The sequence below is a fragment of the Nonomuraea sp. NPDC050547 genome, from assembly GCF_044457345.1.
Taxonomy (GTDB): Bacteria; Actinomycetota; Actinomycetes; order Streptosporangiales; family Streptosporangiaceae; genus Nonomuraea.
The window spans coordinates 697,283-716,275 of record NZ_JBITGW010000001.1 but is presented as its reverse complement, the minus strand read 5'-3'; the positions used below and the strand labels follow the sequence as shown (position 1 = coordinate 716,275).

Annotated in this window: 22 protein-coding genes; 10 read left to right on the top strand and 12 right to left on the bottom strand. The window is 69.4% G+C overall.

What is annotated here, in order from left to right; genetic code table 11:
- Window positions 1-2: 2 nt before the first annotated feature.
- The 5 genes from coaE to ACIBHY_RS03310 are packed head-to-tail and all read right to left on the bottom strand — an operon-like array spanning window position 3 to window position 2,455.
- Window positions 3-605 carry a dephospho-CoA kinase gene (coaE, locus tag ACIBHY_RS03330; protein WP_397305799.1) on the bottom strand — a complete coding sequence of 201 codons (603 nt, stop codon included), beginning with the start codon at window positions 603-605 and terminating at the stop codon, window positions 3-5.
- A 4-nt stretch (window positions 606-609) separates the two neighbouring features.
- On the bottom strand, window positions 610-1,065 hold the full coding sequence (locus tag ACIBHY_RS03325) for a GNAT family N-acetyltransferase (protein ID WP_397305952.1): 456 nt from the start codon (window positions 1,063-1,065) through the stop codon (window positions 610-612).
- A gap of 12 nt (window positions 1,066-1,077) precedes the next feature.
- Window positions 1,078-1,596: a DoxX family protein gene (locus tag ACIBHY_RS03320; protein WP_397246409.1), complete on the bottom strand. Its 519-nt coding sequence runs from the start codon at window positions 1,594-1,596 to the stop codon at window positions 1,078-1,080.
- 47 nt (window positions 1,597-1,643) lie between these two features.
- Window positions 1,644-2,207 carry a PadR family transcriptional regulator gene (locus ACIBHY_RS03315; RefSeq protein ID WP_397305798.1) on the bottom strand — a complete coding sequence of 188 codons (564 nt, stop codon included), beginning with the start codon at window positions 2,205-2,207 and terminating at the stop codon, window positions 1,644-1,646.
- A 29-nt stretch (window positions 2,208-2,236) separates the two neighbouring features.
- Window positions 2,237-2,455 carry a hypothetical protein gene (locus ACIBHY_RS03310; protein WP_397305797.1) on the bottom strand — a complete coding sequence of 73 codons (219 nt, stop codon included), beginning with the start codon at window positions 2,453-2,455 and terminating at the stop codon, window positions 2,237-2,239.
- 58 nt (window positions 2,456-2,513) lie between these two features.
- Here ACIBHY_RS03310 and ACIBHY_RS03305 point away from each other — a divergent pair, with 58 nt between their 5' ends.
- Window positions 2,514-2,972, top strand: coding sequence for an SRPBCC domain-containing protein (locus tag ACIBHY_RS03305; RefSeq protein WP_397246400.1), 459 nt, complete (start codon window positions 2,514-2,516; stop codon window positions 2,970-2,972).
- Window positions 2,973-3,019: 47 nt separating this feature from the next.
- On the opposite strand, the gene ACIBHY_RS03300 is transcribed toward ACIBHY_RS03305, so the two are convergent.
- Window positions 3,020-3,340 (bottom strand): plasmid stabilization protein, encoded by a 321-nt coding sequence (locus tag ACIBHY_RS03300; protein ID WP_397246398.1) that lies wholly within the window; start codon window positions 3,338-3,340, stop codon window positions 3,020-3,022.
- Window positions 3,341-3,512: 172 nt separating this feature from the next.
- Window positions 3,513-3,872: an STAS domain-containing protein gene (locus tag ACIBHY_RS03295; protein WP_397246396.1), complete on the bottom strand. Its 360-nt coding sequence runs from the start codon at window positions 3,870-3,872 to the stop codon at window positions 3,513-3,515.
- Between the two features lie 86 nt (window positions 3,873-3,958).
- Between ACIBHY_RS03295 and ACIBHY_RS03290 the strand changes: the two genes are divergently transcribed.
- Entirely contained in the window at window positions 3,959-4,288 is a 330-nt protein-coding gene (locus ACIBHY_RS03290) for a helix-turn-helix transcriptional regulator (RefSeq protein ID WP_397246394.1), read from the top strand.
- On the opposite strand, the gene ACIBHY_RS03285 is transcribed toward ACIBHY_RS03290, so the two are convergent.
- On the bottom strand, window positions 4,272-4,511 hold the full coding sequence (locus ACIBHY_RS03285) for a WhiB family transcriptional regulator (protein WP_397246392.1): 240 nt from the start codon (window positions 4,509-4,511) through the stop codon (window positions 4,272-4,274). The two genes, ACIBHY_RS03290 and ACIBHY_RS03285, sit on opposite strands and share 17 nt — an antisense overlap.
- Window positions 4,512-4,773: 262 nt before the next feature.
- On the opposite strand from ACIBHY_RS03285, the gene ACIBHY_RS03280 reads away from it, so the two are divergent.
- Both ACIBHY_RS03280 and ACIBHY_RS03275 read left to right on the top strand, forming a co-directional pair.
- Window positions 4,774-5,985, top strand: coding sequence for a glycosyltransferase (locus ACIBHY_RS03280; RefSeq protein ID WP_397246390.1), 1,212 nt, complete (start codon window positions 4,774-4,776; stop codon window positions 5,983-5,985).
- A gap of 40 nt (window positions 5,986-6,025) precedes the next feature.
- Window positions 6,026-6,985, top strand: coding sequence for a DNA topoisomerase IB (locus ACIBHY_RS03275; protein ID WP_397305796.1), 960 nt, complete (start codon window positions 6,026-6,028; stop codon window positions 6,983-6,985).
- Here the strand turns inward: ACIBHY_RS03275 and ACIBHY_RS03270 are convergent.
- Window positions 6,973-7,548, bottom strand: a complete 576-nt coding sequence (locus ACIBHY_RS03270; protein ID WP_397246384.1) for a dihydrofolate reductase family protein — start codon at window positions 7,546-7,548, stop codon at window positions 6,973-6,975. The genes ACIBHY_RS03275 and ACIBHY_RS03270 overlap by 13 nt on opposite strands.
- A gap of 93 nt (window positions 7,549-7,641) precedes the next feature.
- Between ACIBHY_RS03270 and ACIBHY_RS03265 the strand changes: the two genes are divergently transcribed.
- Window positions 7,642-8,109 (top strand): hypothetical protein, encoded by a 468-nt coding sequence (locus ACIBHY_RS03265; protein WP_397305795.1) that lies wholly within the window; start codon window positions 7,642-7,644, stop codon window positions 8,107-8,109.
- 62 nt (window positions 8,110-8,171) lie between these two features.
- Here ACIBHY_RS03265 and rpsA read toward each other — a convergent pair whose 3' ends face one another.
- From rpsA to polA, 3 genes are all read right to left on the bottom strand, one after another.
- Complete coding sequence (gene rpsA, locus ACIBHY_RS03260; RefSeq protein ID WP_184960885.1) at window positions 8,172-9,668, bottom strand: 30S ribosomal protein S1; 1,497 nt, start codon at window positions 9,666-9,668, stop codon at window positions 8,172-8,174.
- Between the two features lie 212 nt (window positions 9,669-9,880).
- Window positions 9,881-11,041, bottom strand: coding sequence for a polysaccharide deacetylase family protein (locus ACIBHY_RS03255; RefSeq protein ID WP_397305794.1), 1,161 nt, complete (start codon window positions 11,039-11,041; stop codon window positions 9,881-9,883).
- A 206-nt stretch (window positions 11,042-11,247) separates the two neighbouring features.
- Window positions 11,248-13,938: a DNA polymerase I gene (polA, locus tag ACIBHY_RS03250; RefSeq protein ID WP_397246376.1), complete on the bottom strand. Its 2,691-nt coding sequence runs from the start codon at window positions 13,936-13,938 to the stop codon at window positions 11,248-11,250.
- 122 nt (window positions 13,939-14,060) lie between these two features.
- Here polA and ACIBHY_RS03245 point away from each other — a divergent pair, with 122 nt between their 5' ends.
- The 5 genes from ACIBHY_RS03245 to ACIBHY_RS03225 all read left to right on the top strand — a co-directional run bounded on the left by ACIBHY_RS03245 (window position 14,061) and on the right by ACIBHY_RS03225 (window position 18,903).
- Window positions 14,061-14,405: a PaaI family thioesterase gene (locus tag ACIBHY_RS03245; protein WP_397246791.1), complete on the top strand. Its 345-nt coding sequence runs from the start codon at window positions 14,061-14,063 to the stop codon at window positions 14,403-14,405.
- A gap of 485 nt (window positions 14,406-14,890) precedes the next feature.
- On the top strand, window positions 14,891-16,195 hold the full coding sequence (locus ACIBHY_RS03240) for a branched-chain amino acid ABC transporter permease (RefSeq protein WP_397246373.1): 1,305 nt from the start codon (window positions 14,891-14,893) through the stop codon (window positions 16,193-16,195).
- 11 nt (window positions 16,196-16,206) lie between these two features.
- On the top strand, window positions 16,207-17,193 hold the full coding sequence (locus ACIBHY_RS03235) for a branched-chain amino acid ABC transporter permease (protein WP_397246370.1): 987 nt from the start codon (window positions 16,207-16,209) through the stop codon (window positions 17,191-17,193).
- Entirely contained in the window at window positions 17,183-18,121 is a 939-nt protein-coding gene (locus ACIBHY_RS03230; protein WP_397246368.1) for an ABC transporter ATP-binding protein, read from the top strand. The genes ACIBHY_RS03235 and ACIBHY_RS03230 overlap by 11 nt, the downstream gene beginning before the upstream one ends.
- On the top strand, window positions 18,118-18,903 hold the full coding sequence (locus ACIBHY_RS03225) for an ABC transporter ATP-binding protein (protein ID WP_397101758.1): 786 nt from the start codon (window positions 18,118-18,120) through the stop codon (window positions 18,901-18,903). The genes ACIBHY_RS03230 and ACIBHY_RS03225 overlap by 4 nt, the downstream gene beginning before the upstream one ends.
- Window positions 18,904-18,993 lie beyond the last annotated feature (90 nt).

Sequence of the window (18,993 nt, the reverse complement as noted above, 5' to 3'; positions counted from 1 at the left end):
GACTACCCGCGGCCCGCCCGGCGGCGCAGGTCCTCCCACGCCTGTTCCACCCGCGCGCCCAGGTCCTCCAGCGAGCCCTCGTTGGGCACGACCAGGTCGGCGATGGCCAGGCGGGCCTCGCGGGAGGCCTGGGCGGCGATGCGGGCCTTCGCGTCCGCCTCCGGCATGCCGCGGTGGTCGGCCAGGCGGCGGATACGCGTGTCGTCGGCGGCGTCCACGACGATGACCACGTCGTACATGGGGGCGAGTTTGTTCTCGGCCAGCAGCGGGACGTCGTAGACGACGATGGCGTCGGCGGCGGCCTGGTTCTGGAGGGTGGCCACGCGCTCGCCCACCAGCGGGTGGACGATGGCGTTGAGGGTGGCGAGGTGGTCGGCGTCGGAGAAGACGATGGCGCCGAGCTTCTCGCGGTCCAGGGTGCCGTCCGGGCGGAGGATCTCCCGGCCGAAGGCGGCGACGACGCGGGCCAGGCCGACGGTGCCGGGTTCGACCACCTCGCGGGCGATCTTGTCGGCGTCGATCACCACGGCGCCCTTGGCGGCCAGGCGCTTGGACACTTCGCTTTTACCGGAGCCGATCCCGCCGGTCAGTCCCACCTTCAGCACGTGATCAGGGTACCGAGACCGGGCGGCGCAGATGCACCAGCGTCAGGTGGTCGTCCATCCGCTCGCGGTGCGTCTCGCGGTAGCCGAGCTTGTGGTACAGCCGCAGGCTCATGGACAGGTGCCCGGTGAACAGGTCGAAGGCCGTCGCCTGCGGCACCCGCGCGTGCAGGGCGGCCAGCAGGGCGGTGCCGACGCCCTGGCCCTGGCGGTCGGGCGCGATGACGAGCCGGCCGACCAGGCAGGTGGTGCCGGACAACTGGCCGCGCACGGCGCCGACGATGCGGCCGCCGTCGACGGCCTTGAGGACCGTAGCGCTCTCGACGGCCTTGCGCACCTGCTCGGCGGACTCCACGAGCGGGGCGATGAACGGGTCGCCGTAGAGCTGGGCCTCGGTCACGTAGGCCGCACGCTGAAGCGTGAGGATCTCCCCGGCGTCGGCCGCGACTGCCCGCTCTATCAGCACCCGCCCACTTTACTCATCCTCGCCGGGCGTGTCCCTGCCGCGCATCGACAGTACGGCCGCCGCCGCCCCGGCCCCCAGCGCGAGGGCGGCCAGCCCCCACCCGATCCCCTTGCGGTCCAGCCCGAGCAACGCGTCCACGGAGAACCTGCCCGGCCCGTGTACGGCCAGCGCGGTGGCCCCGATGCCCAGGAGCATCGGGTACTCGAAGCCCCCGTTCTGCGCCCACAGCCCCTTGGGCAGGTGGACGGAGACGACGGCGTTCGTCATGACGGAGACGAGCCCGGCGGAGGCGAGCGGGGTGGCGGCGCCGAGCGCGATCCCGGCGCCCGACCCGAACTCGCCGAGCCCGGCGGCCAGCGCCATGAGCTTGCCATGGGGGTAGCCGAGCGCGGTCATCATCTCGCCGGTCTCGTCGGGCCCGCCGCCGCCGAACCAGCCGAAGAGTTTCTGCGCGCCGTGTCCCATGAGCAGGAGTCCCGCGGGCACCCGCAACAGCAGCACCCCGACATCCTCCGCATTGTCTTTCATACAGAGATATATGCCCATTTCGAGCTATAGCTCCCGATTATCCGGAGTCACACGTCGTCGGCCATCGTGTACGCCCCCTGGCGCAGCCGTTCGATCAGGCCCAGCGTCCACTGGGCGCCGCTGTCGGCCGTGTGCACCCACATCCCGAGCACCTCGCCCACCGCTCCCCACGCCTCCGGATCCGCCTCGGGCGTCCACTCCTTGGTCACCGCGGCCCGCCACTCCTCCAGCCCCTGCACCCGCCGCAGCAGCAGTTCGACCGCCTCGGCCCTGGACAGGTCCTCGATCAGCCCCACGCCCGCGGTGATGACGTCCAGCCGCTGGTCGTGGCGGGTCAGCGCGTCACGCAGCAGCGTGAAGTACGCCTGTTCACCGGCCGCCGTGATCTCGTACTCGGTCCGCGGCGGGCCACCGGCGGTGCTCGGCGCGACGTCGTGGGCCAGCATCAGCCCCTGGGCCGCCATCTGCTTGAGGCCGTGGTAGATCGAGCCCGGCTTCATGCCGGCCCACTCATGGGCGCCCCAGGACTCCAGGTCACAACGCACCTGGTAGCCATGGGCCCGGCCACGACGGCGTACCGCACCCAGGATCAGCAGGCGTGTCGCTGACATCGTCCACCCTTCGTCGCCCTCACCCGAGCCTATGCGCGGCAGGCGCGCAGGAAGGCCGCCACCACCAGCGTGTACTCGTCGGGACCGGGTGGCCGGCGGCGAGTGCCCGGCGGAGGTGGCCTCGGCCGCCTGCCCGCGGATGAGGGCGAGCAGGTCGCGATCCGGCCGGGGATCGCGCGCAGGAGCGCCTGCGGCAGGAAGCCGCCCATCGAGGTGCCCCAGGCCACGTGCACGGCGGGCGCGCCCACCTCTCCCGCCGCGGAACACGATGTCCTGACAGCGTACGGCGGACCGTAGGGTGGGCCTATGCCCACGACCCAGGTCTCCCGTCTGGTACGAGCCCCGCGATCGGCCGTCTACCAGGCCTTCCTTGACCCGACCGCGATCGCGGCGTGGCGGGTGCCCGACGGGATGAGCAGCCAGGTGCACACGTTCGAGGGGTGGGAGGGCGGCTACTTCCGCATCTCGCTGACCTACCACTCCCCCGACGAGGCGGGAAAGTCCGGCGGCCACACCGACACCTACCACGGGCGGTTCGTCACGTTGGTGCCGGACGAGCGGGTGGTGGAGGTCGTCGAGTTCGAAAGCGCGGATCCGGCGCTGGGCGGCGAGATGACCATGACGACGACGCTGACCGACGCGGAGGGCGGCACCGAGGTCGTCATCCTGCACGAGGGCCTCCCGGAGGCCGTCTCGGCCGCCGACAACGAGACCGGCACCCGCATGGCCCTGGACAACCTGGCCAGACTCCTCGAATCCCGCTAGCCGCGCTCCGGGCCGCCGGCCGGTGGGTCGGCGGCCCGGGAGGGAGTTCAGCCGACCGCCTTCAGCAGCTGGGCCTTCGTCATCTTCGAGCGGCCCTTGATGTCGCGGCGCTTGGCCTCGGCGTAGAGCTGGTCGCGCGTGCGTCCGCCGGCGCCGGAGTGCGAGCGCAGCCCGCCGCGCCGGCCGGAGGAGATGTCCTGGGTGGAGGTACGGCCGGCCGTCTTCGACTCACCCGCCCGCGCCCGCTCCTTGTTGACCGTGCGGGCCGCGATCTCCTTGGCCCGTTTGTCGCTCGTGCCGCGCTTCTTGGCGCTGTCCTTGATGTGCTCGTACTGGCGTTCCCGTTTCGGGCTTGATCCCCGAGGCATGCTCTTGTCCTTTCGCAAGGGCCGGACTACAGGCCCTGCTCGTCAGGTTTTCCCAGCTCACCCCTGCCCGCATAACACCCTCAATCACCCCATCGCCCAACAAAATGCACGCTTTCCCGCGGGCCGGCGTCGTGGGGTTCGGGCAGCGACTCACACGGGGAAGATCCACACTTCAGGGTCGGTGTCCGTTGGCCGAGACAGCCGCCCAGGCCCGTTCGAGGGTGTCGTGGACGTTCAGCCGGTCCAGCACGCCGGTGATCCGCAGGACCCGGACCGGGATCGGCTGAACGGCGGCCAGATGCACGCGGCCACCGTCGTGCTCGCCGAACAGATGGGCGCTCAGCAGCACCTTCAGGCCACTGCTGTCGAGGAACGTCATCCCGGCCAGGTCCAGCACCACCGGCACCCCGGGACGGCGAGCGTCCTCGATCGCGGACGCCAGACAGGCGGAGTTGGTGGCATCGACCTCACCGGTGACGCGGATCAGCGTGGCGCCGCGCATGTGCTCGCAGCTGACGTCGAGACCGCTCACCGCGCCAGCTTAACCCCGATGACCTTTTCCGGAAAGAGGGTTCGTCAGTCATTGAAGTTGAGGTCAGGGGGCTGGAGGATGAAAACATGGGTAGGTCTGATGATCGGTCGTCGTGGACGTTCCTGACGCATCACGCGCGGGTGCTGCTGGAGATCGCCCGTGACCCCGATGCCCGGCTGCGCGAGATCGCGTTCACGATCGGCATCACCGAGCGCGCGGTTCAGGGCATCGTGACCGACCTGGAGCAGGCCGGCTACCTCACCCGCGACCGGGTGGGACGCCGCAACCGCTACGAACTCAACCTCGACCAGGGCTTCCGCTATCCGACCGAGGCGCACACGCCGGTACGCACCCTGATCGAACTGTTCGTCAGCGAAGCACCGCCCGGCGACGGGCGCGCTACCGGCGACTCATGACCCCGCGCTGCGCCGGATCGGTGCCACCCCAGACACCCTCCGCCTGCCGGGTGTCCAGCGCGTAGGCCAAGCACTGCTCGCGTACCGGGCATCGGGCGCACACCGCCTTGGCCGCCATGACCTGCTCCTCGCCCGGCCCATGAGGGGAGACGGGGAAGAACAGCTCCGGGTCGGCCTCCAGGCAGGCGGCTCGTTCCGTCCAGTCGTGGATCAATGTCCTCATCCGGCGCGCCTACCCCCGTCACGCCACGTCATGCGACGGATTGGTGAGGTTTGGGGCCCGTGTTTCTCGGTAGCGAAGGTGAAGCCGGCGGGGAGGAGCGTAGATGAGACGTCCCGGGTTCTCCTCCCCGCCGGACGATCCAGCCTTACCCCCGGTCCGCGCCGCGAGGCGCTCCAGCCGTCCCAGCCATGCCGCGGCCGTGCGCGCTGCAGCGATCTTTCGAGGCCCCAGGCCCAGCACGTGGTGAAAAGGAGCCGAGCGCATGAGAATCGCCATGATCTCCGAGCACGCCGACCCACTGGCCGCGATCGGCGGAGTGGACGCCGGCGGGCAGAACGTTCACGTGGCCGCCCTGGCCTCGGCGCTGGCCGCGCGCGGGCACACGGTCGTCGTCCACACCCGGCGCACCTCGCCCCGCCAGGCGGAACGGGTTCCGATGGGACCGGGCGTCACGGTGGACTATGTTCCGGCCGGGCCGCCTGGACCGGTGGCCAAGGACGGGCTGGCGCCGTACATGCCGGACTTCGCGCGGATCCTGCGCGAACGCTGGCGGCGCGAGCGGCCGGACGTGATCCACGCGCACTTCTGGATGAGCGGCCAGGCGGCGCTCGCGGCGGCGGCGGACGTCCCCGTGGTGCTGACCTACCACGCGCTCGGCACCGTGAAGCGGCGCTGGCAGGGCGCGGCCGACACCAGCCCGCCGCACCGCGTGGACGCCGAGCGCGAGATCGGCCGGCGCGCCGACGCGATCGTGGCCACCTGCGGCGACGAGGTGCGTGAACTGGCCGCGATGGGCGTGCCGTCCGAGCGGGTCTCGGTCGTGCCGTGCGGTGTGGATCTCGAACGGTTTCGTCCCGCGCCGCCCGATCCCTTGGAGGCGAGCCGCTGGTGGTACGGCCCGCGTACCGGCGGCCGGGTCCTCTGCATCGCCCGGCTGGTGCCGCGCAAGGGCGTCGACACCGTCGTCCAGGCGCTACGCCGGCTGCCCGGTGTGGAGCTGCTGATCGCGGGCGGCGTCCCGGAGGACGGGGAGTTGTCCCGGCTGCGCGGCCTGGCCGCCACGCACGGCCTGGCCGGACGGGTACGGCTGATCGGCAGCGTGGCCAGGCCGGACGTGCCGGGCCTGATGCGCTCGGCCGACGTGGTGGTGTCGGTGCCGTGGTACGAACCGTTCGGGATCGTCCCGATCGAGGCGATGGCCTGCGGCGTGCCCGTGGTGGCCTCGGCCGTCGGCGGACACCTGGACACGGTCGCCGGCTGGGGTCCGCTGGTGCCGCCGCGCCGTCCGCGGGCACTGGCCAGAGCGCTGCGTGAGCTGCTGGACTCACCGGAGCGGCGCGAGGAGCTCGCCGCCGCGGGGGCCCGCCGGGCCCGTCGCCGCTACAGCTGGCCGCGCGTCGCCGAACGCACCGAGGCGGTCTACATGCAGGTGATCAGCGGCCGGATCGTCCGGCTTGAGGCCTCGGGGTGCTGACCGGCGTGTTCCGGGCGGGTTCGCGGGTAGGCGCGATGGCGTGCGCCACAGCAACCCGGAGGAACCGGGCATCACCCGGCGGCGCCGGGGCCGGGGGTTCAGCTACCACCACCCCGACGGCCGCCGCGTGCGCGACCGCCGCGTCCTGGCGCGGATCCGTAGCCTGGCCGTACCTCCCGCCTGGCGCGAGGTGTGGATCTGCCGTGACGACGGCCATCTGCAGGCCGTGGGCACCGACGCGGCGGGCCGGCGCCAGTACCGCTACCACGACCTGTGGCGGGAGGAGCAGGACCGCCTCAAGTTCGACCGGGTCACCGAGATGGCCGGGCGGCTGCCCGCCTTCCGCCGCCGGGTCCGGCGGCACCTGGGGCAGGACGGGCTGACCCGCGAGCGCGTGCTGGCCGCCGCCGCGCGCATGCTGGACCTCGGGCTGTTCCGGGCGGGCGGCGCCGAGTACGACTCCTACGGCCTGGCCACGCTCAGGACCGAGCACGTGACCCGTACCGACGGCGGCGTCCTGTGCCGGTTCGCGGCCAAGGGCGGCAGGCAGCAGGAGACGGAGATCCGCGACTCGCACGTGCGCGAGGTGGTCTCCGCGCTCCTGCGCACCGGCCACGACGGCGAGCTGCTGCGCTACCGCGACGGCTCAGGATGGAAGGACGTGCGCACCGAGGACCTCAACGACTATCTGCGCGAACTGCTCGACTGTGAGGTGTCGGCGAAGGACTTCCGCACCTGGCACGCCACCGTCCTGGCCGCCGAGGGCCTGGCACGCACGCGCCGCCCCCGCGGCAGGCTCGGCCGGCGGCGGGCCGTGCGGCGGGTGGTGGAACAGGTGGCCGCCCGCCTCGGCAACACCCCCGCCGTCGCCCTGGCCTCCTACATCGACCCGCGCGTCGTGCTCGCCTACGAGCGGGGCAGGACCGTGTCACCCGGCCGGGACCTGGAGGAGCAGGTGATCCAGCTGGTCCTGCGCACGCGACGGGCTCAGGCCGAGTAGGTCATGACGGCCAGGCCGCTGTTCAGGATCACGTGATCGGTCAGCGTGAACCGGCGCGCCTCGGCCTCGCTCCGCCCCGCGAACAGCGGCACCCCCGCACCGGCCGTGACCGGGCTGACCTTGACCACGATCTCGTCGATCTCGTCGTAGAGCACGCCCGCCAGCTCCGCGCCGCCGACCAGCCAGATGCCGAGGCCGTCCTCGGCCTTCAGCTTCCTGACGCGCTCCACGGGGTCGCTCGCGACGACCTCGACGTCGGTGGTCTGGGCGAGCTTGCGGGAGAAGACCAGGTGGCGAAGGTGCGGGTAGGCGTCGCTGATGCCCATGTCCAGGCCGATCTGGTACGAGCGCCGCCCCTCCACCACCGTGTCGAAGCGCGTACCCGGATCCGTGACGCCGAGCGCCTGACGGGCGTTGACCGGCAGCGTCTCCGGGTAGTTCGCGATGACGAACTCGATGTAGTCCTGCCCGATGGCGAACAGCCCGCCCGACGGGTCGGCGTCGGAACGCTCGGCGATGTAGCCGTCCAAGGTGGAGGCGACGTAATAGGTGAGCTTGCGCATATGGTCGTTCCTTCGATCTCTTGGGAGTGCAGCACGCACGGCCGACGACCCTACCGGATGGCTCCGGAGGGCCTGACCACGGAGGAGAGCCCCATGGCACGCAACCCCGCCCTCGTCCCTCTCGACACCCTGGTGGGCGAATGGAGCGTCGAGGCCCATATCGGCGGCCACACCGTCTCGGGCGGCCGCGCGGTGTTCGAGTGGATCGAGGGCGGAGCGTTCCTCGCCTTCCGCGCGTACGGCACCGCCGAGGGCGACGCCCCGCAGGAGTGGCAGTCGGACTCGCCGCTGCCGTCCGTCTGCCTCATCGGCGTGGACGACGCCACCGGCGCCTTCTCCTACCTGCACTCCGACGCCCGCGGCGTGCACCGGGTCTACCAGATGACGCTCGCGGACGGCGTCTGGCGGGTCTGGCGCGACGCGCCCGGCTTCCACCAGCGCCTTCGACGAGGACGGCCGGAGGATCGCCGCGGCCTGGGAGTTCTCCAAGGACGGCGCCGACTGGTCCCACGACTTCAGCCTCACCTACACCCGGGCCACACCGGGCTGACCGGCCCCTGACACGGGTCAAGCCCCGCACCACGAGGGTGCGGGGCTTGATCGGTTCGCGCTTGCCGAGCTGGTCAGCTCTGCCCGCCGGCGAGCTTCTCGCGCAGTGCCGCGAGAGCTTCGTCGGAGGCCAGGGCGCCGCTGGCCGGAGCGGAGGAAGAAGAGGTCGAGGAGGAGGAGCTGGCCGGAGCCGGCGTCTCACCGCTGTAGGACGAAGGAGCGGCCTCGCCGGCCTCTGCCTCGGCCTTGCGGGCCTCTTCGATCTGCTTCTTGTGGGCCTCGAAGCGAGTCTGGGCCTCGGCGTACTGCCGCTCCCACTCCTCGCGCTGGCGGTCGAAGCCCTCCAGCCACTCACCCGTCTCGGGGTCGAAGCCCTCGGGGTAGATGTAGTTGCCCTGGTCGTCGTAGGTGGCGGCCATGCCGTAGAGGGTCGGGTCGAACTCGACCTCGGTGCCGACACCCTCGTTCGCCTGCTTCAGCGAGAGGCTGATACGCCGGCGGTCGAGGTCAATGTCTATGATCTTGACGAAGATCTCGTCGCCGACCTGGACGACCTGCTCCGGAATCTCCACGTGGCGCTCGGCCAGCTCGGAGATGTGGACCAGGCCTTCAATGCCCTCTTCGACCCGAACGAACGCGCCGAACGGCACCAGCTTGGTGACCCGGCCGGGAACGACCTGGCCGATCTGGTGGGTGCGGGCGAACTGCTGCCACGGGTCTTCCTGCGTCGCCTTGAGCGAGAGGCTGACGCGCTCGCGCTCCATGTCGACGTCGAGGACCTCGACGGTGACCTCCTGGCCGACCTCGACAACCTCGGACGGGTGGTCGATGTGCTTCCAGGACAGCTCCGACACGTGGACGAGACCGTCGACGCCACCCAGGTCCACGAAGGCACCGAAGTTGACGATCGAGGACACGACGCCCTTGCGGACCTGGCCCTTCTGGAGGGTGTTGAGGAAGGTCTGGCGGACCTCGGACTGCGTCTGCTCAAGCCAGGCGCGACGCGACAGAACCACGTTGTTGCGGTTCTTGTCGAGCTCGATGATCTTCGCTTCGAGCTCGCGGCCGACGTAAGGCTGGAGGTCGCGGACCCGGCGCATCTCGACCAGGGAGGCCGGGAGGAAGCCACGGAGGCCGATGTCGAGGATGAGACCACCCTTGACGACCTCGATGACGGTGCCGGTGACGATGCCGTCCTCGTCCTTGATCTTCTCGATCGTGCCCCAGGCGCGCTCGTACTGCGCACGCTTCTTGGACAGGATCAGGCGACCCTCCTTGTCCTCCTTCTGGAGAACCAGGGCCTCTACGTGTTCGCCGACTTCCACGACGTCCGCGGGGTCGACATCGTGCTTGATCGAGAGCTCTCGCGAGGGAATGACACCCTCGGTCTTGTAGCCGATGTCGAGAAGAACCTCGTCTCGATCGACCTTGACGACGGTGCCCTCGACGATGTCGCCGTCGTTGAAGTACTTGATGGTCTCGTCGATCGCTGCGAGGAAGGCTTCCTCGGACCCGATGTCGTTGACCGCTACCTGCGGGGTGCTCGAGGTGGCCTCAGTGCTGGACGTCATGTGTGGAATTGCTCCGAACGCGGACAGATATCGATGTGGCGGCGCGCGGCAGGCCCTCTTCCGCATCAAGCCGAGGATTACGACATCGACGTGACCGAGCGCGAGCCCGCTCCGTCTGAGGCGCGCGCGAGCCCACAGCGCAGCGATCAGCATATGAGACCTAACGGCGGGGGTCAATCCGAGACGGCGATGACCTTCGAGAACCACCGCGCCTAATAGGCGTTGACCTGGTCTCTCCGCTTCGGGGCGATATTACCCTGCAGCTTCTTCGGCACCGAGACGCGGTCGGAGTCGCCGTCGGAGACATAGCGCCATCCCGGGTGCTTCTGCAGCCATTCCAGCCAGTACTGCGAGCACCACTTACGGCATTCGCCCTTCTTGCCGTTGCTCTGGATCCGCTGAACGGCACCAGGATCGTACCCCTTGGCGAAGGGCGACAAGGACGGCTCCGCCCCCGCCAGGAAGACCGCGTCGAAGTCGTACGGCACGCCGCCCCACTCCCCCTTGCGGGCCGCCTTCTTCTTGTGCGGCATGCTCCCGAACGGCAGCGCCATCGTCGTGGACGGCGGCACCCCGAGCTTCTTCAGCATGCGCTCCAGCCGCGCGATCTGCTCGCGCACCTTCTTGGTGCCCATGGCCCGCAGGTTGGGGTGCGCCCAGGTGTGGTTGGCCACCTCGAAGCCCTGCTTGTGCAGCCATTGCACGGCCGAGGCCTGCTGTTCCTGCTTCTGCAGCCCGAACGGGTAGTGATTGACCCAGAAGGTCGCGACAGGCCGGAAGGACGGGTATTTGCGGGCGACGTCGTAGATGATGGCGACGGCGGTGTTCTTGGCGGGCCGTCCCTGGTCGTCCAGGGCGAAGTGGCTCGGGTGCCCGTCGTCGAAGGTCAGCACGACGGGGAACTTGCCGGCAGGCACCTGGACGCGCCCGGCGGCGAACTCGGCCGCGGTGATCGGCACGTAGCCCTGCTTGGCCAGCTTCTCCAGCTCCTGCCGCAGCTGGGCGGGGGTGCGGTCGATCGAGGCCATCCGCTTCTTGATGATCCGGTGGTACATGATGATCGGCACCAGCCCGGCCTCGTTGGCCTTCACCTGCCTGGCGAACTCCGGCGTGGCGACCACCGCCGGAGGCTGGCTCGCCGTCGGCATCGTGGCGGGCTCGGACGGCTGCCCGGACGGCTGCCCGGACGCCGCCGGAGAGGACGGCTGACCCGGCGAGGGCGCCGGCTGTATCCGCCCCACCCTGGCCGCCTCCGGCGGCGCGTGGGCCGCCGGATCGTCGCCCGGCATGATCATCAGCGCGACGACCGCGACGAGGATGACCGCGACGTTCGCCGCACCGATGACACGCGTGGATGACAGTGAGGGCCGCACAGAACTCCCGTACCGGTCGGGGGATTTCAAAGGTCCAGGGTAGTCCAGAAGCCCTCCGCAGAAGGCCCACGGCGCACCGTGTCCGACCATGTCACGCATCACAGTACAACATCACACATGTCCGGAATACGGCGCGGCGGGCCGTACCGGAGAGGGGAAAAAAGCGACGGCGGGCCCGGAAGCGGACCCGCCGTGCGAAGCGGAGATCAGTGCCCCGCGTCCTCCCACGTACGCCCCACGCCCACCGAGACCTCCAGCGGCACCCGCAGCTGGTAGGCGGCGTTCATCTGGTCGGTCACGAGCTGCCGCAGGCGCTCCAGCTCACCCGGCGCCGCCTCGAACACGAGCTCGTCGTGGACCTGCAGCAGCATCCGCGAGCGCAGCCCCTCCTCGCCCAGCGCCTGGCGCACGTTGAGCATCGCGACCTTGATGATGTCGGCCGCCGAGCCCTGGATGGGCGCGTTGAGCGCCATGCGCTCGGCCATCTCGCGGCGCTGGCGGTTGTCGCTGGTCAGGTCGGGCAGGTAGCGGCGGCGGCCCATGATCGTCTCGGTGTAGCCGTCGGTGCGGGCCTGGGAGACGATGGCGTTGAGGAAGTCGCGCACGCCGCCGAACTCCTCGAAGTACTCCTCCTTCAGCGCCCGCGCCTCGGCCACCGGGATGTTGAGCTGCCCGGCGAGCCCGAAGTCGGACAGGCCGTAGGCCAGGCCGTAGTTCATCGCCTTGATGCGCGCGCGCAGCTCGCCGTCGACCTGCTCCGGCGGCAGGTCGAACACCCGCGAGGCGGTGGCGGCGTGGAAGTCGTGGCCCGACTCGAACGCGGCGATCAGCGACTCGTCGCCCGACAGGTGCGCCATGATGCGCAGCTCGATCTGGCTGTAGTCGGCGGTCAGCAGCGTCTCGAAGCCCTCGCCGACCGTGAAGCCCTGCCGGATGCGGCGTCCCTCGGCGGTGCGGATCGGGATGTTCTGCAGGTTCGGCTTCTCCGACGACAGCCGGCCCGTGGCCGCGATGATCTGGTTGAACGTGGTGTGGATGCGGCCGTCGTCGGCGATCTCCTTGATCAGGCCCTCGACGGTCTGGCGGAGCTTCTGCTGGTCGCGGTGGCGCAGCATGATGACCGGCAGCTCGTGGTCGGTCTGCGTGGCCAGCCACGCCAGCTGGTCGGCGTCGGTGGAGTAGCCGGTCTTGGTGCGCTTGGTCTTGGGCAGGTTGAGCTGGTTGAAGAAGATCTCCTGCAGCTGCTTGGGCGAGCCGAGGTTGAACTGCTCGCCCACCACCCGGTGCGCCTCCTCGACGGCCTGCTTGACCGCGGCGGCGAACTGCGCCTCCATGCCGGTGAGGTAGTCGCGGTCGACGGCGATGCCGGCCCGCTCCAGCTCTGCCAGCACCCGCACCAGCGGCAGCTCCACGTCGGCCAGCAGCTGCGTGCCGCCGCGCTGGGACAGGAACGCCTCCAGCGAGTCGGCCAGCTCGCGCACCGCGTGGGCGCGCAGCGCGAGGTCCTTGGCCGGGGCGTCCTCGTCGTCGCCGAACAGCGCCGCCTGCCCGCCGGACTCCTCCTCGACCTTGAGGTCGCGGTGGAGGTAGCGGCGGGCGAGGTCTTCGAGGGCGAAGGTGCGCTGGCCCGGCATGGCGAGGTAGGCGGCGAGCGCGGTGTCGGCGCTCAGGCCGCGCAGGTCGAGCCCCTGCGTCCACAGGGCCAGCAGCGGACCCTTGGCGTCGTGGACGGCCTTGGGCCGGTCGTCGGCGGCCAGCCAGGCGCCGAGCGCGGCGAAGTCGGCCTCGGTGAGCTTGGTCGGGTCAATATGGGCGGCGGTGCCGTCGGGCGAGGCGATCGCGATGCCGTCGATGCGGCCGGTGCCGCTGCCGTAGGCGCCCTTGAACGCCAGGCCGGCGCGGCCCTCGGGCATCGCCTCCAGCCAGCCCGCCACGCGGTCGGGGCCGAGGATGATCGTCTCGACCTCGAAGCCCTGCTCGGGCTCCTCCTCGCCGCTGCCGAGCACCTTGAACACGCGCTCGCGCAGCTCGCCGCGGATCTGCAGGGTGTCGAAGAGCTTGTTGATCTCCTCGCGGTCCCAGAGGCCCTGGGTGAGCTCGGCGACCTCGACGTCCACCGGCACGTCGCGCAGCAGCTCGGTGAGCCTGCGGTTCATCAGCACCTGGGCGACGTGCTCGCGCAGTTTGTCGCCGACCTTGCCCTTGACCTCGTCGACCCGGTCGACCAGCTCGGTCAGCGAGCCGAACTCGCGCACCCACTTGGCGGCGGTCTTCTCGCCCACGCCGGGGATGCTCAGCAGGTTGTCACTCGGGTCGCCGCGCAGCGCGGCGAAGTCGGGATACTGCTGGGGCGTCAGCTCGTACTTCTCGAAAACCGCCTCCGGCGTGAAGCGCGTCATGTCGCTGATGCCGCGGCGGGTCATGAGCACGGTCACCCGTTCGTTGACGAGCTGCAGCGCGTCACGGTCGCCGGTGACGATCAGCACGTCCATGCCCTCGCCCGAGGCGCGGGTGGCCAGGGTGGCGATGAGGTCGTCGGCCTCGAAGCCGGCCTTGGACAGCCGCGGCACGCGCAGGGTGTCGAGCAGCTCGAAGATGAGCTGCATCTGGCCCTTGAAGTCTTCGGGCGTCTCGCTGCGGTTGGCCTTGTACTCGGAGTACTCCTCGTGCCGGAACGTGGGCTCCGACCGGTCGAAGGCCACCGCCACGTGGGTCGGCTGCTCATCGCGCAGGATGTTGGTCAGCATCGAGGTGAACCCGTAGACCGCCTCGGTGTGCTGACCGTCGGTGGTCATGAGGTTGGCGTCCTTGAGCGCGTAGAACGCGCGATAGGCCAGCGAATGCCCGTCAAGGAGCAACAGGCATGGGCGGTTGGGGGTCACTTCACTCTTCGGCACACCAGAAGCCTAGTCTCCATGTGCGACAGAAAACCTGAGCTCGGAAGACTGGAGGCTCCTCCTTGACGCAGATAGACCGGGTCACCATCGACTCCCTTCACCGCGGCACGCTCGCCGAGCGCATGGGCATCGAGATCGTCGAGGCCAGTGCGGAGCGCGTGGTGGGCCGCATGCCGGTCGAGGGCAACACGCAGCCGTACGGGCTGCTGCACGGCGGCGCGTCGGTCGTGCTGGCCGAGACCCTGGGCTCGATCGGCTCGGCGATCCACGCGGGCGAGGGCCGTATCGCGATGGGCATCGAGATCAACGCCACCCATCACAGGGCGGCCACGTCCGGGCACGTCACGGGCGTGGCGACGCGCGTTCACGGCGGCCGCTCACTGGCCACGTTCGAGATCGAGATCGCCGACGAGGAGGGCCGGCGCGTGTGCACCTCGCGCCTCACGTGCATGCTGCGTGACGCCTGAGACGGCGAAGGCAGTTCGGCTCACCCTTTGCACACGGCCCCCGTGGGTCGCTACGGTTGACCGGACAGAGCCCGCGGGGAGGCCGAGTAGATAACGTGTCGGGCCGGGGAAGCCGGACACGGTCCCAAAGGTCACCCCCGGGCTCGCTCTTTTTTACCCGTGCAATAAGCGGGTCATCCCACCTTTCCGGGCTTGATGCATACGTCGCCCGCCTGTGCAGTGCTTTCCGACCGATCGTTATGGTCTCGTTTTAGTACGGCTCCGCGCCCGTGCCAGGGGTATACCTCGATTTAGCCCCTGACCTGCCTTCTTATTTGCTCACATCACCGACACACCCGCATCACTAATTGGTGACGAACGGTTCGGAACCGGACGTCGCCGGAATAGGCTCCCGCCACAGCATCCCAGTTGTGCCTGCGATGCCCGCGTGTCGAGATGGAGGGGTACAACCCAAGCCCCGCCTTGACCTAATAGAGGGAGCACCATTGCGCAGAGCCGTGATCGCGTTCACGGCCTTCCTGGGTGGACTGATCTTCCTGCTCGCCAGTCCCGCGTCCGCGGGGCCTGCCGACTGCCAGGGAGTGAAGGGAACACTCAAACTCCAAGGCCAGCCAGTGAACGGCGCGAAAATCGTCGTGACCACCGAGGACGGAAAACCCGTCAAGGAGGTCGCCAGTAACGCCCAAGGCACATGGGACGTCCAGGTCGACAAACCAGGGAAGTACAAGGTCACCCTGGATGTCAGCTCGCTCCCTCAGACCGCTGAGGTTCGCGGCGGCAACAACGTCCGCACTCCAACGGTTTATAAGGACAACTGCTCCACCGTCCTGTTCGCCCTGGTTCCCAAGGCCGGCGGCGAGCAGACTCCCGGAGCCCCGGCTCCCACCGACACCTCCAGCGACAGCAGTTTCTGGACGCGGGCCGCACAGCTCACCTTCGAGGGCTTCAACCTCGGCCTGATCATCGCCCTCGCCGCGATGGGCCTGTCGCTCATCTTCGGCACCACCAAGCTCACCAACTTCGCCCACGGCGAGTTGGTGACGTTCGGAGCGCTGATCGCCTACCTCTTCAACGTCGGCTTCGGCCTCGGCGTCATCCCGTCCGCGATCATCGCGGTGCTGGTCGGCGGCGCCTTCGGCTACCTCCAGGACCGCTTCTTCTGGGGGCAGCTGCGCAGGCGGGGCACCGGCGTCATCGCCATGATGATCATCTCCATCGGCGTGGCGATGTTCCTGCGCTTCCTCTTCCTGTTCCTGCACGGCGGTGACAGCGAGCCGTACACCGAGTTCAACGCCCAGGCGGGCATCACCGTCGGCCCGATCACCGCGGCGCCCAAGAACTTCATCATGATGGCCATCGAACTGGCCGTGCTCGTCATCGTCGGCATCGCGCTGCTCAAGACCCGCACCGGCAAGGCCGCGCGGGCCGTCGCCGACAACCCGGCGCTGGCCGCCTCCTCCGGCATCAACGTCGACCGGGTCATCCGCGTCATCTGGACCGCGGGCGGCGCCATCGCGGCGCTGGCCGGCATCCTGCTCGGCCTGTCGCAGACCGTGAAGTTCACGATGGGCCAGGACATCCTGCTGCTCATCTTCGCCGGAGTCACACTGGGCGGCCTCGGCACCGCGTTCGGCGCGCTGGTCGGCTCCCTCATCGTGGGCCTGTTCATCCAGCTGTCCACCCTCTGGATCTCTCCTGAGCTCAAGAGTGTGGGCGCGCTGGCCGTACTCATCATCGTCCTGCTCTTCCGGCCGCAGGGCATCCTCGGCCGCCGCGAGCGGATCGGCTGACGGGGGGAATCATGGACTGGTTCAACATCATGGTGACCACCGTCGAGGCGGCGGTGGGCGTCGAGACGGTCTTCTACATGCTGGCCGCGATCGGCATCAACCTGCACTTCGGGTACACCGGCCTGCTCAACTTCGGCCAGGCGGCCTTCCTCGGCGTCGCGGCGTACGGCCTGGCCGTCACCGTGGTCACGATCGGCCTGCCGTTCTGGGTCGGCATCGGCGTCGGCCTGGCCTCGGTCATCCTGCTCGCCCTGCTGCTCGGCATCCCGACGCTGCGGCTGCGCGCCGACTACCTGGCCATCGTCACGATCGCGGCGGCCGAGATCGTCCGCCTGATCTTCCGCTCGGTCACCTTCAAGGACTACTTCGGCGGCTCCGACGGCCGCTACGGGTTCTCCGAGGGCTTCTTCGCGATGAACCCCTTCTCCAAGGGCGAGTACGGCATCGGCCCCTTCACCTTCAACGAGCGCGTCACCTGGGTCCTGCTCATCGGCTGGATCCTCGTCGGCCTGTCGTGCCTGGTGATCTACATGCTGATGAAGAGCCCGTGGGGCCGCGTGCTCAAGGCCATCCGCGAGGACGAGGAGGCCGTGCGCGCGCTGGGCAAGAACGTGTTCTCGTACAAGATGCAGTCGCTGATCCTCGGCGGCCTCATCGGCAGCTTCGGCGGCTACATCTACGCGCTGGGTTACGCCTCGGTGCAGCCGGACGCGTTCTCGACCGAGCTCACCTTCTACGCCTACACGATCGTCATCCTCGGCGGCGCGGCCCGCGTCTTCGGCCCGGTCGTCGGCTCGATCATCTTCTGGGTGCTGCTCGTCTTCATCGGCAACCTGCTCAACGAGCTGATCGAAGCGCAGTACATCACGTGGATGTCGGTCAACCAGATCGGCGCCTTCCGCTTCATGCTGGTCGGTCTCGGCCTGGTCCTGCTGCTGGTCTTCCGTCCGCAGGGTATCTTCGGCGATAAGAGGGAGATCGCACTCGATGCACGCTGAAACCACGCCCACTGACAGCAAGGCCGCCGCGCTGGCCGCTTTCAAGGACCTGCAGCGCGAGCCGGGCGTCACCAAGCCCGACCCGATCCTGGTCGTCGACAACGTCGTGCGCCGCTTCGGCGGCCTCACCGCCGTCGACGTCAAGCACGTGGAGGTCCAGCGCGGCTCCATCACCGCGCTGATCGGCCCGAACGGCGCCGGCAAGACCACGTTCTTCAACCAGCTGACCGGTTTCGACACCGCCGACGCCGGCGAGTGGACGTTCAACGGCACCAGGATGAACGGCGTCGCGGCCCACAAGGTCGCGCGCGCCGGCATGGTCCGCACGTTCCAGCTGACCAAGGCGCTGTCGAAGCTGACGGTCATCGAGAACATGCGCCTCGGCGCCCAGAACCAGAAGGGCGAGAGCTTCTTCCGCGCGCTGGTGCCGTCCTCCTGGCGCGCCCAGGAGGACGAGATCACCGCGCGCGCCGACGAGCTGCTCGCGCGCTTCAAGCTGGACGCCAAGCGCGAGGACTTCGCGGGCTCCCTGTCCGGCGGCCAGCGCAAGCTGCTGGAGATGGCCCGCGCGCTCATGGTCAGCCCCGAGCTGGTCATGCTCGACGAGCCGATGGCCGGCGTCAACCCGGCGCTGACGCAGTCGCTCCTGGGTCACGTCAAGGACCTGCGCGAGCAGGGCATGACCGTGCTGTTCGTCGAGCACGACATGGACATGGTCCGCGACATCAGCGACTGGGTGATCGTGATGGCCCAGGGCACCGTGATCGCGGAGGGGCCGCCGGACACGATCATGTCCGACGCCCGGGTGATCGACGCCTACCTGGGCGCCCACCACGACGCGCCGCTGTCCGAGGAGGAGCTGGAAGAGCAGCTCCAGGAGGCCGAGGCCGCGCTCGAGGCCGAGGTCGAGGAGGAGGCAGGCAAGTGAGCAGCACCCCGGAATCCAAGGCGGCCGTCACCGACCGCAGCGCCCACGTGGCGGGGGCCGAGAACGCCGTGCTCCGCTGCGACGAGCTCATCGCCGGCTACCTGCCTGGTGTCAACATCCTCAACGGCTCCGACCTGTACGTCGGGGAAGGCGAGCTGATCGGCATCATCGGCCCCAACGGCGCCGGAAAGTCGACGCTGCTCAAGGCCATGTTCGGGCTGGTCAACATCCGCAGCGGCACGGTCGTGCTCAAGGGTGAAGAGATCACGAACATGAAGGCGCACCAGCTGGTGGCCCGCGGGGTCGGCTACGTCCCGCAGACCAACAACGTCTTCCCCAGCCTGACGATCGAGGAGAACCTCGAGATGGGCGCCTACCAGGTGCCCACGAAGTTCAAGGAGCGCTTCGAGTTCGTCGCCGAGTTGTTCCCCGCGCTCAAGGAGCGGCGCAAGCAGCGCGCCGGCTCCCTGTCGGGCGGTGAGCGGCAGATGGTGGCCATGGCCAGGGCGCTCATGACCGAGCCGTCGGTGCTGCTGCTCGACGAGCCGTCGGCCGGCCTGTCGCCCAAGCTGCAGGACCTGGTCTTCATCCAGGCCCAGCAGATCAACAAGGCGGGCGTGACCGTGATCATGGTGGAGCAGAACGCGCGGCGCTGCCTGCAGATCTGCCACCGCGGCTACGTGCTCGACCAGGGCCGCAACGCCTACACCGGCACCGGCCGCCAGCTGGCCAACGACCCGAAGGTCATCGAGCTCTACCTGGGCACGCTGGCACGGGCGTAAACACGCTGTTTCGCGCGAAGGGGTCCCTTTGGGGCCCCTTCTCCGCGTTTAATGAGCATTGTGCGACGCATTACGGCTATCGCCCTGCTA

Bases quoted from the DNA above. Each gene is read 5' to 3' on its own strand.
- ACIBHY_RS03320 (WP_397246409.1), bottom strand. From the start codon at position 1,596: ATGAAAGACAATGCGGAGGATGTCGGGGTGCTGCTGTTGCGGGTGCCC.
- ACIBHY_RS03315 (WP_397305798.1), bottom strand. From the start codon at position 2,207: ATGTCAGCGACACGCCTGCTGATCCTGGGTGCGGTACGCCGTCGTGGC.
- ACIBHY_RS03305 (WP_397246400.1), top strand. From the start codon at position 2,514: ATGCCCACGACCCAGGTCTCCCGTCTGGTACGAGCCCCGCGATCGGCC.
- ACIBHY_RS03300 (WP_397246398.1), bottom strand. From the start codon at position 3,340: ATGCCTCGGGGATCAAGCCCGAAACGGGAACGCCAGTACGAGCACATC.
- ACIBHY_RS03290 (WP_397246394.1), top strand. From the start codon at position 3,959: ATGGGTAGGTCTGATGATCGGTCGTCGTGGACGTTCCTGACGCATCAC.
- ACIBHY_RS03285 (WP_397246392.1), bottom strand. From the start codon at position 4,511: ATGAGGACATTGATCCACGACTGGACGGAACGAGCCGCCTGCCTGGAG.
- ACIBHY_RS03280 (WP_397246390.1), top strand. From the start codon at position 4,774: ATGAGAATCGCCATGATCTCCGAGCACGCCGACCCACTGGCCGCGATC.
- ACIBHY_RS03270 (WP_397246384.1), bottom strand. From the start codon at position 7,548: ATGCGCAAGCTCACCTATTACGTCGCCTCCACCTTGGACGGCTACATC.
- ACIBHY_RS03265 (WP_397305795.1), top strand. From the start codon at position 7,642: ATGGCACGCAACCCCGCCCTCGTCCCTCTCGACACCCTGGTGGGCGAA.
- rpsA (WP_184960885.1), bottom strand. From the start codon at position 9,668: ATGACGTCCAGCACTGAGGCCACCTCGAGCACCCCGCAGGTAGCGGTC.
- ACIBHY_RS03245 (WP_397246791.1), top strand. From the start codon at position 14,061: ATGGGCATCGAGATCGTCGAGGCCAGTGCGGAGCGCGTGGTGGGCCGC.
- ACIBHY_RS03235 (WP_397246370.1), top strand. From the start codon at position 16,207: ATGGACTGGTTCAACATCATGGTGACCACCGTCGAGGCGGCGGTGGGC.
- ACIBHY_RS03230 (WP_397246368.1), top strand. From the start codon at position 17,183: ATGCACGCTGAAACCACGCCCACTGACAGCAAGGCCGCCGCGCTGGCC.